The organism is Hugenholtzia roseola DSM 9546 (assembly GCF_000422585.1).
Classification (GTDB): domain Bacteria; phylum Bacteroidota; class Bacteroidia; order Cytophagales; family Bernardetiaceae; genus Hugenholtzia; species Hugenholtzia roseola.
Genome location: NZ_KE383878.1, coordinates 88,525 through 104,818, shown reverse-complemented (window position 1 = coordinate 104,818; position 16,294 = coordinate 88,525). Strand labels below are relative to the sequence as shown.

The following is a 16,294-nucleotide window of genomic DNA, read 5'->3' as shown; positions in this document are numbered from 1 at the left end:
CTAAAAAAATAACAACCAAGTCATGAAAAAATACTTTTCTGTCTATCGTTCTTCCGCAGGTTCGGGAAAAACTTACACCCTAACCAAAGAGTATCTCAAATTAGCCTTAGCCGCCCCCGACCCCCAGTTGCAGGGGCAGTACGACCCCTACTATTACCGCCATATCCTGACCGTAACTTTTACAAAAGATGCCGCTGCCGAGATGAAAAGCCGCATTTTGAGTAAATTGGCTCTCTTTTCTGATGGCAAAGCCTATCAAAACGACCCTTTCTGTCAGGATATTTTGCGCGAGCTTCCTGCCCAATTTCCTCACCTCAACTTCCAAGAAGGCGAAATTCAGGCGCGTGCAGCTGCACTTTTTACCACAATCTTACATCACTATTCCGACTTTTCAGTCAGCACCATCGATTCCTTCAATAAGCGAATTGTGCAGGCGTTTTCAAAAGATTTAGACCTGCCCCAAAACTTTGAAATTGAGATGGATACCGAAACGGTCATCGAAGAAGCCGTACATAGATTGTTTCAAAAAGTAGGAACAAAAGGCGATAAACATCTAAACGAAATTCTGACAGAATTTGTACTTAAAAATGCCGAAGATGATAAAAGTTGGAACATCGAAGCGGCTTTGAAAGATTTTGCGCGAAACCTTTTCAAAGAAAATACACAAGATGCCATTCAGAAAATTTACCAACTTTCTAACACAGATTTAAAAAAAGTAAAAGCGCAATATTTAGAATTTATTGAAGAAGTAGAAACGCAACATTTCACCCAAATACAGGAAATCGCACAACAGTTGCTTGACGTTTTTGCTGCTAATAATTTAAAAACCGAATATTTTTATCATGGTTCAAATGGGATAACTACTTATTTAAGAAATCATACTAACTTTGACTATTTAAAAAATAATTCCTTTAATAACGAAAAATCAAAATCTTGCAATACTCATATTTCAGATAAAGGAATGAAACTAAAAAAATGGGCAGGTACAGGAAGAGATGTTCCCAATACTGCAATAGAGATAATAAAAGGCTTAACAGATGATATTGAGGCGGTTGTTGGGCAAATAGAGGCGATAAAGGACAGGTATCGGGGTGCATACATGGCAGCAGTACAGATGCGCAACCAGATTTATTTGATTATGACTTTGAAGCAAGTTAAGCAGGAGATGGAGTGGTTGAAGGAAAATAAAAATCAAGTATATTTGAGCGAATTTAACGAAAAAATAAATCAAATTGTAGAACAAGAACCTGTCCCCTACATCTATGAACGTGTGGGTGAGCGGTACAAACACATTCTTATCGACGAATTTCAGGACACTTCCATCAAACAGTGGCACAATTTTATTCCGCTTATCGCAAATAGTTTAGGATATGGTTTTTTTAATATGGTAGTGGGAGATGCCAAACAAGCCATTTATCGTTGGCGCGGTGGAGATGCGAGTATTATTGTACATTTGCCTCAATTGAGTAGCGTTCCCGAAGCCTCTATTTTAAAGGAACACGAAACTGTTTTCGAAGAGCAGCAGCAAAATCAGAACTTAAATACAAATAGGCGCAGTAAAAAAAATATAGTTGAATTTAATAACAATTTTTTTGAATATATAAAAAAGGCATTTACGCAGTCTAATCCCGACTTGCCCAAATTCTTTCGTGAGGTCGAGCAGCAGGCAGCAGGAAAAGAGGGCGGCGAAGTCGTAGTTTTTCGCATAGGGGGCGAAGAAAAACAAGACAAAAATGCAGGAAGAGAAGCTGTTTTTTCAAAAACCCTCGAAGTGGTAGAACGCCTCAACGGGCAAGGTTATGCCTTTGCTGATATTGCACTTTTGGTACGAAACAATGCAGAAGGAGCATTTTTGGCAGAAAAATTCATAGAAAAGGGCGTTCCTGTGATTTCAAGCGAGTCGCTTTTGCTTAACTCATCTTCTATTATTACTTTTCTTGTTTCTTTTTTTGAACTATTGAAAAACTTTCAGCAGCCTACTTTAAAGTTTCACCTTCTTAGTTTTTTAGAAAAACATTGCAAAGGCAAAACTGACATTCGCGGTCAGGACTACCTTGATTTTGCCGCGCCCTGCAACCAGAATGAAGAGCAGGCTTTGGAAGATTTTATATCCAAGCGTTATCAAAGGCGTTTTCATTTGGCATCTTTGCGTCATCTTTCGCTTTATGAGTTGGCAGAAGAATTGATTAGAATTTTTGATTTATTCAAAGCTCCAAATCAGCAACTCTACATTCAAAAATTCTTAGATGTCGTTTTTGATTTTATTCATAAAAAAAACGGAAATTTAGTAGATTTTCTGGAATATTGGCATCGTAAAAAGGATACACTTTCTATTTCGTCTGCGCCCGAAAGTCAGGCTATTCGCATTATGAGTATCCACAAGAGCAAGGGCTTGGAGTTTCCTGTAGTTATTTTGCCTTTTGCCGATTGGAGTATTCACCCCAAACCTAATAGCCCAATTTGGATAGAATGGGAAGAAAATAATATTACTTCAAAACTTTCTACGCTGCTTATCAATCCTAAAAAGGCGTTCCATGATACTGTTTTTCAGCCTTTTGTCGTAAAAGAATACCAAGAGGTATTTATCGATAACCTTAGTTTGCTTTATGTTGCCCTCACACGCCCGATTGATAAATTGTTTATTATTACTCCCTATAAAAAAATAACTAATAAAATAGGTTATGACGACATAAAAGATGTTAGTAGCTTACTTAATTTTTATATCGAGCGTCGAGATAATCTTGATAGAAACATAGGCAAAGAAGAAGTCGTCTTGGCTTCGGATACGAATAAGGGTGAAACTTTGAAAACTCATTTAAAAATTAGTAAAAAAGAACTAAAATTAGAAAAACTAATTAGCACCGAAGCGCGTCATAAAATTAAGGTACGAAAGAATAATTTGCGTTATGATGATAGCTATATCAAAGTAACAGACTTGTATTCTTCTAAAAAAGATGGCTTGCTTATGCACTATGCTTTTGAAAAAATCCAATACGCGCAGGAGGTAGAAAAGGCGGTAGAAGCCTTAGTAGATGAGGGTTATATTGCCAAAGAAGAGCAAAAAGATTTGATTTTTAAAATTAAAAGTGTGATAAGTTTGCCCCTTATCCGACAATATTACGACAGGTCTTATATTCAAAGGGTGCTAAATGAGCGGGAAATTCTTATCAAAGGCAGCAAGCGCGTAATGCGACCTGATAGGTTGGTCATTGGAAAAGATAGGCAGTTAGCCATTATTGACTACAAAACAGGTTTTCCAAATGAACAATATAAAGAACAAATTAGCCAATATGCTGCGGCACTTTCACACATGAATTTTACAAAAATTCGCAAATTTTTGGTTTATACCGAACAACTAAAAGTGGAAGAGGTAGAGTAAATAACTGTAAAAAGCGATAAAATCGGAATCGCGCTTGTTTTTTTCGCTAAAAACGCCTATTATTACGGCAGGCTTGATTTTATTTTTCACCTCTAAATTTTTGAACCTATGTCTTTTTTTTCTGATATTTTACAAAAAGTACGGCTTTTTTTTAATCAAAATGCTGAAACAACAAGTTTCGCTTCGGTAAAAAACCTAAGGAGCGAATTATTAGAAGCTGCCCAGCAAGCGGCTTCTGATGGGGTTATTACCCTACAAGAGATGCAAATGCTTTTAAGTTTGAAAGATAGATTAGGACTTTCCGAAGATGACTTAGAAGATGTCAAGTATGAAGTACTGACCCAACAGATAGAGCAGGTTTTAGAAGATGGAGTTGTTTCAGACGAAGAACTGACCTTTATAGAAGGTTTGTTTGAAGGTTTGCAATTAAGTGGTGAGGCAAAACGCGCTTTGGAGGTACAGCTCAAGCGTATTCATGCGCTGCATAGGGGCGAAATTTACGAGGAGGAAGACGATTTTTACGAAGAATACGATAACGATATTTATATAGAAAATGAACAAGATGATGAAATAAATGACGACTATTGGGGTGAAGACGACAACGAGGATACCGACTTGGCGGCGGCAGTTTTTGCGTTGTCGGAAGAGGAGATAGAGGATAATTTAGAAGATAGTTTGGAAAATAGTTCAGAAGATGAGTCAGAAGATGAGTCAGAAGAAGATTCGGAAGAAGAATCTGATGAGTCTTAATTTTTAGAAAATATTTTGCTTACTTTAAAAAGTAAAATTTTGTATATTCTCTTTTATGCAGTCAATGGTTTGGGCTTGGGGCATCTTACACGCTTGCTTGCGATAGCACGCGAATTGCGCAAAAAAGATCCTAACCTTACACCACTTTTTTTTGTTTCTTCGGAAGCGGCGCAAGTGGTATATCAGGAAGGTTTTGCTTGCTATAAAGTTCCAAGCAAGACTTCGGCGCAGCTTGTAGGGTTGAGCCGTAAAAAACTAACGCAATCTTACTTACAAATCTTACATGCCCTTATCGGAATTTATCAGCCAAAAGCAATTGTGGTGGATACTTTTCCGTTGGGGGCTTTGCAGGAATTAGGTGGCATCTTGGGTGCAAATTTGGGCATGAAAAAAGTTTTCATTCATAGAGAACAAAAAAATCTAACCCTTCAAAAAATTCAAATCCAGAATTTTTATGATTTAATTATTGCACCTCATAGGGAAAATACGGCTCAAATTCCTGTTCCTGATTCGAAAAAATTGTGTTGGGCGGGTGAGATTCTGATTCGAAATACTGCCGAACTTCTGCCAAGAGAGGAGGCGCGTAAGATAATAGGGGTTTTGGCACAAAAAAAGTTACTTTTTGTAAACTTAGGCGGCGGTGGTGATAAAACAACGCTTGAAAATTACGAAATTATTTTTGAAAAGATATTAGATTTTAAAAAGAAAAATAAAAACTTAATATTTGATATTTTCTTCCCACAAGCCCCGCTCTCTATGCGTGGCACTACTTCGCTTTCTATGGCAGCAGCGGCTTTGGAGGCAGAAGGCATTTCTATTTTTCAGAAAGAATATTATCCAATTGCTGAACTAATGCTTGCCTTTGATGGGGCTATTAGTGCAGCGGGCTATAATACTTTTCACGAACTTTTGCAGGCGCAAGTGCCTACTCTTTTTTTGCCCAAAGCACGCGGCTACGACGACCAAATGGCACGCGCTCAAAAAGCAGCAACGGCAGGGGCTGCCTTTTTTGTGCTTGAAAATGAATTGGTTACCTCGAAAGATTGGGTAGAAAAGTTGGGTGCAGAATTATTTGGTACAAAAAAAATATTAGATAAAAACAAAATGGCAGAATTGGTAGCTTTAAATGGTGCGCAAAAGGCTGCCCACGCGATTTTGGGATTATTGAACTAATAAATCTTACTATCTCACACAAAAATATAAAACGTTATGCTTCCGACCTATCACAATTCCCAAGTTTGGACAATAGACAATTTTTTGTCGCCAAAAACCTGTGAAGACCTTATTCTTTTTAGCGAGCAGCAAGGCTATCAGGAGGCAACTGTCGGTTTGGCAAGTGGCGAAAAAATGATAAAAAACATTCGAAATAATGATAGATTAGTTTATCAAGATGAAAATTTAGCAAAACAATTTTGGCTAAAATTAAAAGATTTTTGTCCTCCGACGATTGAAAATAGCAGTGCCGTAGGGCTAAACGAGCAGTTTCGTTTTTATAGGTATGAGCCAATGCAGCGTTTCAAAAGGCATATTGATGGGCGTTTTAGACGCAATGAAATAGAAGAAAGTAGAATTACTTTTATGATTTATTTAAACCAAGATTTTACGGGTGGTGAAACTAAATTTGATAACTTCACCATTCGCCCTCAAACGGGAATGGCACTCTGTTTTATTCACGAGCAAAAGCACGAGGGCGTGTCTGTCATTGAAGGTACAAAATATGTTTTGCGCAGTGATGTGATGTATCGGGTGGTGAGTGATAAGACGATAGCTTAAATAACAAAAAAGCCCCTTTTGCAAGGGGCTTTTTTGGGGTTTAGTTTAGTAGTTCGTAGATGCCTGCAATGCCCTGTCCGCCGCCGATACAGGCAGTAACCATGCCGTATTTTTGGTTGCGGAGGCGCATTTCGTTGAGAAGCTGAACGGAAAGTTTCGCGCCTGTGCAGCCTAAGGGGTGTCCTAAGGCAATCGCTCCACCGTTAGGATTGACGATATTGGGGTCTAAGCCCAACTCTTGGATAACGGCTAAGGCTTGTACGGCAAAGGCTTCGTTAAGCTCAACTTGCTGAATATCAGAAAGTTGTAAGCCTGCCTGCTTCAAGGCTTTTGGCACAGCCGCCACAGGACCGATACCCATAATGCGCGGGTCTACGCCTGCCGAAGTGTAAGACATCAGACGCGCAATAGGTTTCAGACCCAATTCATTGACCATCTTTTCAGACATAAGCATCACAAAGGCTGCCCCGTCGGAGGTCTGTGAGGCATTGCCTGCCGTAACCGTTCCGTCGGCGGCAAAGGCTGGACGCAAGCCCGCAAGTGCCTCTACGGTGGTATCGCCACGCGGTCCTTCGTCGGTATCAACGACAAACTTCTTGCTTATTTTTTTATCGTTTTGCACAAAAATTTCTTCTACTTCGATAGGCACAATCTGGTCTTTAAATTTACCCGTTTCTATTGCCTTAATCGCTTTTTGGTGCGAATGGTAGGCAAATTCGTCTTGTGCTGCCCTGCCAATTTTGTACTGACGCGCAATCTCTTCTGCCGTCAGACCCATAGAGAGCATATATTCAGGATTTTTGCTCACCAAATTCCAATTCAAAGACGGACGGTAGCCCATCATAGGCAGAAACGACATGGACTCTGTTCCCCCTGCAATGATACAGTCGGCTGTGCCTGCGTGAATACGCGAAGCGGCAATGCCTATCGCCTCCAAACCAGAGCCACAGTAGCGATTCAAGACCATACCGGGTACGTTTAGGGGCAGTGAAAGAAGCGAAATAATGCGCCCCATCTGCATGCCCTGTTCGCCTTCGGGAATGGCATTGCCTACGATAAGGTCATCTACTTTTTCAGCCTCGAAATTGGGAATAGATTGTACCAAATGTTTGATAACTTCGGCAGCCAAATCATCAGGACGATAATTTTTAAAGCCCCCTCTTTTGGCTTTGGCTACGGCGGTACGATAGCCTGCGACAATATATGCGTTCATAGTATAAAGTTCGTTTTGGGTAGAAAGGAAAGAATGAATCAACTCCACGCCAAGCCCCTCACCTGATAGCGAGGGACTTTTTTCGGTCTTGGCTTTTTTATATTTGTATAAAAAAGTCTTTTGGCTTTCGAACCTTCTCTAAAAGGAAGGGCGGCGTGAGTTGCATTTGAAATAAAAACTAACCTCGCCAAGGGCTTGCTTCTCGCCAAAGGTTAGTTTCTCAAAGGCTTGCCTTTGAATAGAATACTTTGAATACGCTCCAAAGTCTTAGGTTCGGCAGTAAGCGAAAGGAAGGCTTCGCGCTCTAAGTCGAGTAGGTATTGTTCGGAAACATAGGCACTGCCCGAAAGGTCGCCGCCACAGATGACGTAGGCTAACTTTTTGGCAATCTTGATGTCGTGTTCGGTGGCGTAATGTCCGTAAAGCATACCCACTGCGCCTGCGGTGAAGGTAGCCAAGGCAGAGCGTCCTTCTACGAAAATATCGGTGCGCTGTACGGGCTGCGTGTAGCCTGCTTCGTAAAGCTCGATGGCGGCTTGTTTGGCATCAGCTAAAAGGCGTGAGCGATTGTATGTAACACTGTCCGATTTGCGCAGATAGCCCATTTCGCGTGCTTCTTCGGCAGAGGTAGCGACTTTGGCAGTGGCGATGTTCATAAAAATTTGCTGCAAACGGTTGATTTTAGGGTCGCCTTCTACAAAGCTATCCGCTGTACGCAAGACCATTTCTTTCGTACCGCCGCCCGCAGGAATCAGACCTACGCCTACTTCTACCAAGCCTACATAACTTTCGGCATGTGCCTGCACATGGTCGGCATGTAGGATAGATTCGCAGCCGCCGCCCAAGACCAAGCCCGCAGGCGCAGTAACGACGGGAATGGCAGAGTAGCGAATACGCATCATCGCATTTTGGAATTGGCGAATCATCATCTCTACTTCGTCATATTCCTGCTCCAAAGCGTACATGTAGAGCATCGCCAAATTTGCCCCTGCTGAATAGTTGGGTGCATCATTGCCGATAACCAAGCCACGAAAATCTTTTTCTGCCAGATTGATAGCCGTATGAATACCCTCGATGACTTCTGCACCGATGGCGTTCATTTTGGTATGAAACTCCAAGCCCAAGATACCATCGCCTAAGTCGTGAACGGTAGTGCCGTCGTTGCCCCACACTTTGTTGGTTTTGCGAAGTGCATCTAAGATGATGAAGTCTTCCGTTCCTGCAATGTTTTGGTAGGATTTGGTATTGATGTCGTAATACTGCTTTTTGCCGTTTTCGGTGCGATAGAAGGTATCGCAACCTGCTGCAATCATTTCTTCTACCCAAGCGGCTACTGTTAAGCCTGCCTCCTTGATTTTGGCGGCTGTCTGTGCTACGCCCAAAGTGTCCCAGATTTCGAAAGCACCAATTTCCCAACCGAAACCTGCACAAACGGCTTTATCGATTTGATAAAGGTGGTCTGCAATTTCGGGAACGCGATTCGAAACATAGGCAAAGACCTCATAAAAAGTGGTGCGGAAAAATTCGCCGTATTTGCTTTCATCTTTGATAAGAATGGGAAAGCGTTTTTTCAAATCATCTTCATCTTTGAGCTTGCCAAAAAGTTTGATGTCGGCTTTTTCGGCGGCTTTGTACTCGTAAGTAGTCAGGTCGAGTTCTAAGATGTCGCTTTTGCCACTATCAGATTTTACTTTTTTGTAGTAGCCTTGTTTGGTTTTATCGCCAAACCAGCCTCTTTTTTCGAGTTCGGATACAATGGCAGGCAGGGCAAACTTGTGTTTTTGTTCGTCGTTGGGCAAATTATCAGCCAGTCCTTTGGCTACTTTAATGGTCGTATCCAAACCTACTACGTCTAAGGTGCGGAAGGTGGCAGATTTGGCGCGTCCGATAATCGTACCTGTGAGTTTATCTACTTCGCCTACGGTCAAGCCATATTTTTCTACGGCATGTAGCGTCGACATAATCGCAAAAACCCCTACGCGGTTTGCAATAAAGGCAGGCGTATCTTTACACAAAACGGTTTCTTTGCCTAAGTACAAATCGCCATAGTGGAGCAAAAACTTCACAATTTCGGGGTCAGTCTTTGCCGAAGGGATAATCTCTAAAAGGCGCAGGTAGCGGGGCGGATTGAAAAAGTGCATGCCGCAGAAATGCTTTTGGAAGGCTTCGCTTCTGCCTGCAATGAGCATATTCATGGGAATACCCGAAGTATTCGAAGCCACGATAGCGTCCGCGCGACGGTACTTTTCTACACGCTCAAAAAGTTGTTGTTTGATGTCCAATCGCTCGATGACCGCCTCTAAGATAAGGTCGCAATCGGCTATCCATTCTAAGTTATCGGTCAGATTGCCTGTCTTGATGAGCTTGGCAGAGCCAGCGTGATAGAGCGGTGCAGGTTTAGATTTGATGGCTTCGGTCAGAAACTTATTCACTAAGGCATTGCGGGCGGCGGCGTTGTTTTGGTCGGCTTCTTTCAAATCGAAAGGCACAATATCCAAAAGAACCACCTCGCAACCGATATTGGCGAAGTGGCAGGCGATGCGCGAACCCATCACGCCTGAACCCAAAATCGCAACTTTGCGGATATGGCGTTGTGCGGCTTTCTTTTCTACCGCCGTAGCAGTGGCTGTATTGCTCATGAGAAGGTGTGCGTTTATATGTGATATAAAATAAAAGTTGCTTTTGAATGACCCTAACACAAAACAGAGGCGATAGGTAGGGTCTGTTTCCACAAAGATAGTGAAAATATGTTATGCACGCATAACATTTTGACAAAAAAAACGACTTTGCACCAAGATTAAAGATTTTTTAACAGTCTTGGGTCTGGAAACTACCTAAAAATAGCGTTTTGAGGGTGAAAAACCAAACGCCTCCCAAAACTCTGTTTCGGAAGGCGTTTTATTTTAGAGTGCCATCGGTACTTCCATCAGCAAGATATGGCTATCGGCAAGGGCTTTAAATTCGAGTGGGGTTTGCGTCGTTTCCCAAAAGCCTGCGCCGTCGCGCTTGTGCAGGTCAAGGGTTTGGTCTTGCGCCTTTACCTGCATCTGCCCTTCTATCAAAAAGGCATACAAACCGTTGTTTGCAGGGTCTTTGAGGGTATAAGAAAAGTTTGTACCTACATTAAATTTTCCGAGATGAAAGTAGGCATTTTGATAAATCCACACGCCTTCGTCTTTTTCTGACGGCGAGAGAATTTGATTGAGTTGGTTGTGCAAAAGTTTTTCACCAAAAGAAATTTGCTGGTAGCGCGGTGCTACATTGCGCTGATTGGGAAAGAGCCATATTTGCAACAAGTTACATTCTTTATCGGGATAATGATTAAATTCGCTATGATAAACTCCCGTACCCGCGCTCATCACCTGCACGTCGCCTGCATGGATAACGGAGGCATTGCCCATGCTATCCTTGTGCGCCAAAGCCCCTTTGAGCGGTATGGTAATGATTTCCATGTTGTCGTGTGGGTGCGTACCGAAGCCGCCCCCCCCTGCAATGAGGTCGTCATTGAGGACACGCAAGACCCCAAAGTGCATACGTGAAGGGTCGCGATAAGAAGCAAAACTAAACGTATGATTGGCTTGCAGCCAGCCATGATTGGCACTGCCGCGCGTCTGTGCTTTGTGAAGTAGAGTCTGCATAAGGTTGAGGATTTGAAAGCGAAAGATGAACTGAAAGTGAAAAGTAGGTTTTAATTTATACCATTGTACCTACACCTATTTCTATAACGAAAAAGAAGAAAAAAAGTTGCCTTTTGCAGTCCGCCCCCACGATTGAAATTGGAATCGGGGGGGAGTTGTTAAAAGATTTATTAAATTAAATCTGTCAAGATTAACTTGCTACGGAGAAGGTCGCGCGTTTCCACTGTTCCAATTTTGGGTTCATGAGCGCAAACCAAAGGGGAGGAACAAGGGCAATGAGTATCATGGTCGGATAGCCAAAAGGAAGCTGTGGGCTTTCTTCGAAATGGCGCAAGACCTGATAACGGCGGTGCGCAAAGGCATGATGGTCGGAATGGCGTTGGAGTTGGAAGAGGAAAAAGTTGCTAAAAAGGTCGCTTGCGTTCCAAGAGTGGAGCGGCGTAACGCGCTCATATCGCCCTTCGGCAAGGGCTTTGCGCTGCATGCCGTAATGCTCGATATAATTTACCAATTCCAAAAGAGAAAAAGAAAGAATACTTTGTACGACAAAAAATAGGGGTACTTGCCACACATTTTCTCCACTTATCCAAGAAAAAATGGCATATAAAGAAGCCGCTAAAAGCAAAGGCAAGATGGTATAATAGAGCATTTGGTTGCGGTAGAAAGGCAATTTGGCGCGAGCAAGGCGGTCATTTTCTATCTTCCAAGCACTTCGGTAGCCACCTACTACACTTCTTAGCCAAAAGGCATAGACTGTTTCATCTTTTCTACTGCTGGCAGGGTCTAATGGTGTTGCGACATGAACGTGATGCCCTTTGTTGTGTTCTATAAAAAAGTGCATATAAGATACCGATAGAAGCAAAATCTGACTATAAAACTGTTCTATTTTTGTGTTTTTATGACCTAATTCGTGTGCAACCGTAATGCCAATTCCGCCCATTACGCAGGCGATACCCAGCGTAAAACCTACTAAATGGAGTGGCTGCCAAGTGCCGAAGGCAATGACATAGCATGCCCAAAAGAGCATTGCCCACTGGACATAGACCCAGATAAAGGTAATAAAACGGTAGTATTTTTGTTCGGAAAATTGTTTTTCTTGTTCTTTTTCCACATTTTGAGTATCTTTCCCGATGAGGTAGTCGAAAAGCGGAATCAGAACAAAGACAAAAAAGACAGTAAGCCAATTCGCTGCGCCGCCTACGTAGTAGCCCAAAATAGAGAAAAGGGGCAGCAGGAAAGCCAAGAAAAATCCTATTTTTTTAAGAAAATTACCCATACCATTTTACTTATTTAGAAAGTGTCTGCCTTTGGAAAGAAAAAGAGTTGGGCTAAATTAGACAAAAAATAGCAAAAAGTCAAGATTTTATGCGGCAGAAGGCAGTTAGAGCAGCTTTTTTTTCTGCATAAAGTTGCGAAGGGTTGTTAAATCTTCGGCAGTAGCGAAGGATTTTTTCGGGACAAGGTAGGCTAAATGGCGATTCTGATAAATCATAAACCATTCGCTAAATTCGCGCACCTTATAGACGCGCTCCCAAAAGAGGGTTACGTGCAAATCTTTACTATCTATCTGAATTTTATCCTGAAAAAATTGATATTGGGTAGGCTCTGCCAAAGATTTGTTTTCGGCAAAATAGCTTTTGGTGCGCAAATACGTGAGCAGGGGCAAGACAATAAAAAGAAAGACCAACAGACCTATGCCCGCTGTTTCTTTCCAACCCCAAGCAAACTCCTGATTTTCAAGGATTTCTTCTATGAGCATGCCCAAAAGGACAAAGGAAAGCAAGACACTTGTCCAGACCAAACGACTGCGCAAGAGGATAGAAAAATTAAGACGCAGGTATTCTGAAAACTGCATCTGTACCAAAAGCGAGATAGGTTTTGTCATGAGTTGGTCTTTACTAAGTTTGGGCTAAATTGGGGCTAAATTGGGGCTAAGTTGGTCTTTTTAGATAGGAAATCGCAATCGCAGAGGCAAAATTAGAGCTTTTTGATTTTGATATTGGCATATCCGAACAAAATACTCATAAAAGGGCTGATGATATTGAAGAAACAATAAGGGGCAAAAGCCAAAACTTCTACTTTTAGCACCCCTGCTTGCGTTGCTCCACAGGTATTCCAAGGGATAAGTACCGAAGTTACCGTTCCTGCATCTTCCAAACTGCGACTTAGATTTTCGGGGGCTAATCCTTTTTTGCGAAACGCCTCTGCGTACATTTTGCCCGGCACGACGACGGCTAAATATTGGTCGGAAGCTGTCAGATTGAAAACGACGCAAGTCCCTACGGTGGCGGCAATCATCGAGCCTGTGCTATGGGCTAAGGCAATAACGGCGCGGCTGATGCGTTCGAGCATGCCCGTTGCTTCCATCACGCCCCCAAAAATCATAGCGCAAAGAATCAGCCAAATTGTGTTGAGCATGCCCTTCATGCCGCCTGTACTCAAAAGTTCATTGACGGTGGCATGGTCGGTAGAAAGTGAAATGTCGCCATAAATCGCCTTCATCACGCCGATATAAAAAGCCCAATCTTGGGCAGCCGCCACTTCGCGGACAATTTCGGGTTGAAAAAGCACCGCCGCCAAGCCGCCCAATATCGTACCCAAAAGGAGCGCGGGCAGGGCAGGCACTTTGCGCACTATCAAGACCACGACAGCAAGCGGCACAAGAAAGAGCCAACCTGTGATATTAAATTTGGCTGCTATTGCCTTTTGGATAGCGGCAATTTCGGTAGGGGTAGCGTTGCTTTCTATATTCAGACCCAAAATAAGAAAAATCAATAAGGTAAGTAAAATAGAAGGAATCGTAGTCCAAGCCATGTAGCGAATATGCGTGAAAAGGTCTGTGCCTGCCATAGCAGGAGCGAGGTTTGTTGTGTCGGAAAGTGGCGACATCTTATCGCCAAAATAAGCACCTGAAATAATCGCACCCGCGACCATGCCTTCTTCTATGCCCAAAATTTTGCCGATACCCAAAAGGGCAATTCCCAAAGTAGCGACCGTAGACCAAGAGCTACCCGTGGCGACAGAAACTACTGCACAGACGATTACAGAGGCAACTAAAAAAATCTTAGGGCTTAAAATCTCTAAGCCGTAGTAAATCAGGGCAGGTACAATGCCACTAAGCATCCACGTGCCTGCCAGTGAGCCGATAAAAAGCAAAATCAAGACCGCAGGCAGGGCAGAATTGACGCTATTGGTAATGCCTTCCATTATATCCGACCAAGAAAGACGCAAATACCACGCGCCTAAGCCTGCCACTGCCCCTGCTATCAGCAGGGCGATTTGGTTTGCACCCGAAGTAGCATTATCGCCAAAGACAATCACATTTAGGGTCAGAAAAAATATCAAGACCACAATCGGCAAAAGCGATAAGCCAAGCGAAGGACGGGGAGCAGTTTTAGGCGCGTTAGCGGACGAAGAGGGCGCAGTATCGGCAAAATCTGTCATAGTGGGGTGCAAAAGATGGAGGGTAGGTTCTAAAAAGTGCAAAAATTCGCCTTGCAAGGTAAGCAAAAAAAATAAAACCGCATCTTTTCCAAAGCCTTGTTTAGGGGAAAATCCGAATCCGCAACTAATTTTTTGCTCAACATACGCCAAAACTCGTTATTTTTGGCTTTACAAAATCTCTCACCTTTTTTCTTTCTGATATGACCTTACAAGAAGCCCAACAAATCGTCGACGACTGGATTCAGAAAGTAGGCGTGCGCTATTTCAACGAACTAACCAATACGGCAATCCTTATGGAAGAAGTGGGCGAGGTAGCACGCATCATGGCACGCCAATACGGAGAGCAGTCTTTCAAAGAAAGCGATAAAACGGTGCATCTGGCAGATGAAATGGCAGATGTCCTTTTTGTTTTGATTTGCTTGGCAAACCAAACGGGAGTCAATCTTGAAGAGGCACTTCGCCAAAATTTGGCGAAAAAGACCCTACGTGATGCCCAACGACATCAGAACAACGAAAAACTCAAATCTTAAACCATACAATCCCTATAATTTGCACTAAATTTGCCCCTGCCCACGACAAAGCCGCAAATTATTTTATTTTTGCACTCCGCTCTCCATTTCGAAATCTCCAAACTTATAGCTCTATGAATTGCCTTGTTGTAGATGATGACGAATTTCACCGCAATATCGTCAAGCACTTTGTCAGCAAAACCGACGGCTTGGTCTTAGTAGGCGAAACCGACAATGCCGCCGATGCCTTCAATCTCATCAAATCCAAAGAAATCGACATCGTCTTTTTAGATGTAGAAATGCCTGAAATGACAGGGTTAGATTTGATGAAGGTCTTAGATGATGCCCCCCAAATTATCCTCGTTACTTCGCGCGACAACTACGCCGTAGAAGCCTTTGAGTATAGCGTTACCGACTATTTGGTTAAGCCCATCAACTACTCGCGCTTTCTCAAAGCCGTCAATAAAGCCGAATCGAACCTCAAAGCCGCCAACGTAACGGTAGAAAACCAAGATGAAGTCTTTGTAAAGGCTGACAACAAAATTGTGAAGTTGCGTTTTAGCGAAATTCACTTTATTGAAGCCCTTTCCGACTATGTCATCATCAATACCGCCCAGAAAAAGTACATTATTCATTCTACGATGAAAGGGTTAGAAAAAAAGCTCCCCGAATCTACTTTTATCCGCGTGCATCGTTCTTATATCGTCAATTTCAACCGCATAGAGAGCATCGAAGACCTCAATGTGGTAATGCCCACCAAGACCATTCCCATAGGAGCTTCTTACAAAAATAAGTTTATGCAAAAACTTAATCTTTTGTAGTGCTTTGGCGGCTACTGCCTTTTTCGCCTTTTCAAAGGCTTTGTTTTCTGGTCTTATTTTCTTGTCCTGATACCTTGTTTGGGTGCTTAAAATGATGCAAAAAATGCTAAAAACTTACCTCTTCCTTTGCTCTTGCTTTGTCTTTGCAGCCTTGCTTTCGGTACAAACCCTTTGGGCGCAAAAACCCAAGCACCAACTTTTCTACACCGACGGCAATCTCAAAGCCGAAGGGCATTTACAAGAAGGAAAAAAACAAGGTTACTGGTTTTTTTACTATCCCACAGGAAAGGTCATGGCGTTTGAAAACTATGAAGAAGGTAAATTAGAAGGAATAGCGAAATATTACGATTCGCAGGGAATTTTAGAAAGAAAAGAGTTTTGGCAGCAAGGTGTCCGTCAAGACTCTGCCTTTCTTTTCTATCCCGATGGAAAAGTAAAGCAAAAGGGAAAGTATCAAGACGACCTCTACCAAGGCGAATGGCTGCATTTTTTCCCCGACGGCAATTTGCAGCAGCGCGTACAGTACCAAGCAGGCGTGTTAGAGGGCGAGTATTTGCGCTACCAAAGTCCTGACAAACTTTTAGAAAAAGGCAACTATCGAGCAGGAAAAGAAAATGGCTATTGGATTTTTTATGATGAAAATGGAAATCCTTTTTTAGAAGGCAACTACCAAAATGGACAAAAAGTCGGTGAATGGTACATCTATAAAAAGGGCAAGAAAAAGGTAGCCAAAAAGAAAGATTTAGAATAAAGATATAAAAAAGAAA

At 42.4% G+C, this 16,294-nt stretch carries 13 protein-coding genes; 7 read left to right on the top strand and 6 right to left on the bottom strand.

Annotation, left to right across the window (positions count from 1 at the left end):
* Nucleotides 1-22 precede the first annotated feature (22 nt).
* The 4 genes from G500_RS0108820 (at nucleotide 23) to G500_RS0108800 (ending at nucleotide 5,902) form a co-directional block, all read left to right on the top strand.
* Nucleotides 23-3,379, top strand: coding sequence for a UvrD-helicase domain-containing protein (locus G500_RS0108820; RefSeq protein ID WP_027002285.1), 3,357 nt, complete (start codon nucleotides 23-25; stop codon nucleotides 3,377-3,379).
* A gap of 108 nt (nucleotides 3,380-3,487) precedes the next feature.
* Nucleotides 3,488-4,129, top strand: coding sequence for a hypothetical protein (locus G500_RS0108810; protein ID WP_027002284.1), 642 nt, complete (start codon nucleotides 3,488-3,490; stop codon nucleotides 4,127-4,129).
* A 39-nt stretch (nucleotides 4,130-4,168) separates the two neighbouring features.
* On the top strand, nucleotides 4,169-5,302 hold the full coding sequence (locus tag G500_RS0108805; RefSeq protein WP_027002283.1) for a glycosyltransferase: 1,134 nt from the start codon (nucleotides 4,169-4,171) through the stop codon (nucleotides 5,300-5,302).
* 36 nt (nucleotides 5,303-5,338) lie between these two features.
* Nucleotides 5,339-5,902, top strand: coding sequence for a 2OG-Fe(II) oxygenase (locus G500_RS0108800; protein ID WP_027002282.1), 564 nt, complete (start codon nucleotides 5,339-5,341; stop codon nucleotides 5,900-5,902).
* A gap of 40 nt (nucleotides 5,903-5,942) precedes the next feature.
* Here the strand turns inward: G500_RS0108800 and G500_RS0108795 are convergent, their stop codons facing one another.
* From G500_RS0108795 to nhaC, 6 genes are all read right to left on the bottom strand, one after another.
* Nucleotides 5,943-7,115 (bottom strand): acetyl-CoA C-acyltransferase, encoded by a 1,173-nt coding sequence (locus G500_RS0108795; RefSeq protein WP_027002281.1) that lies wholly within the window; start codon nucleotides 7,113-7,115, stop codon nucleotides 5,943-5,945.
* 212 nt (nucleotides 7,116-7,327) lie between these two features.
* Complete coding sequence (locus G500_RS0108790) at nucleotides 7,328-9,754, bottom strand: 3-hydroxyacyl-CoA dehydrogenase/enoyl-CoA hydratase family protein (protein ID WP_051203440.1); 2,427 nt, start codon at nucleotides 9,752-9,754, stop codon at nucleotides 7,328-7,330.
* A gap of 264 nt (nucleotides 9,755-10,018) precedes the next feature.
* Nucleotides 10,019-10,753, bottom strand: coding sequence for a pirin family protein (locus tag G500_RS0108785; protein ID WP_027002279.1), 735 nt, complete (start codon nucleotides 10,751-10,753; stop codon nucleotides 10,019-10,021).
* A gap of 190 nt (nucleotides 10,754-10,943) precedes the next feature.
* On the bottom strand, nucleotides 10,944-12,029 hold the full coding sequence (locus G500_RS0108780) for an alkane 1-monooxygenase (protein ID WP_027002278.1): 1,086 nt from the start codon (nucleotides 12,027-12,029) through the stop codon (nucleotides 10,944-10,946).
* Between the two features lie 105 nt (nucleotides 12,030-12,134).
* Entirely contained in the window at nucleotides 12,135-12,638 is a 504-nt protein-coding gene (locus G500_RS0108775) for a YcxB family protein (RefSeq protein WP_027002277.1), read from the bottom strand.
* Nucleotides 12,639-12,730: 92 nt separating this feature from the next.
* Entirely contained in the window at nucleotides 12,731-14,197 is a 1,467-nt protein-coding gene (nhaC, locus tag G500_RS22975) for a Na+/H+ antiporter NhaC (RefSeq protein WP_086047873.1), read from the bottom strand.
* A gap of 200 nt (nucleotides 14,198-14,397) precedes the next feature.
* On the opposite strand from nhaC, the gene G500_RS0108765 reads away from it, so the two are divergent.
* The 3 genes from G500_RS0108765 (at nucleotide 14,398) to G500_RS24975 (ending at nucleotide 16,278) form a co-directional block, all read left to right on the top strand.
* Nucleotides 14,398-14,727 (top strand): nucleotide pyrophosphohydrolase, encoded by a 330-nt coding sequence (locus G500_RS0108765; protein ID WP_027002276.1) that lies wholly within the window; start codon nucleotides 14,398-14,400, stop codon nucleotides 14,725-14,727.
* Between the two features lie 113 nt (nucleotides 14,728-14,840).
* Complete coding sequence (locus G500_RS0108760) at nucleotides 14,841-15,527, top strand: LytR/AlgR family response regulator transcription factor (RefSeq protein WP_027002275.1); 687 nt, start codon at nucleotides 14,841-14,843, stop codon at nucleotides 15,525-15,527.
* 103 nt (nucleotides 15,528-15,630) lie between these two features.
* Entirely contained in the window at nucleotides 15,631-16,278 is a 648-nt protein-coding gene (locus G500_RS24975; protein ID WP_161626109.1) for a toxin-antitoxin system YwqK family antitoxin, read from the top strand.
* The last annotated feature ends 16 nt before the right edge of the window (nucleotides 16,279-16,294 follow it).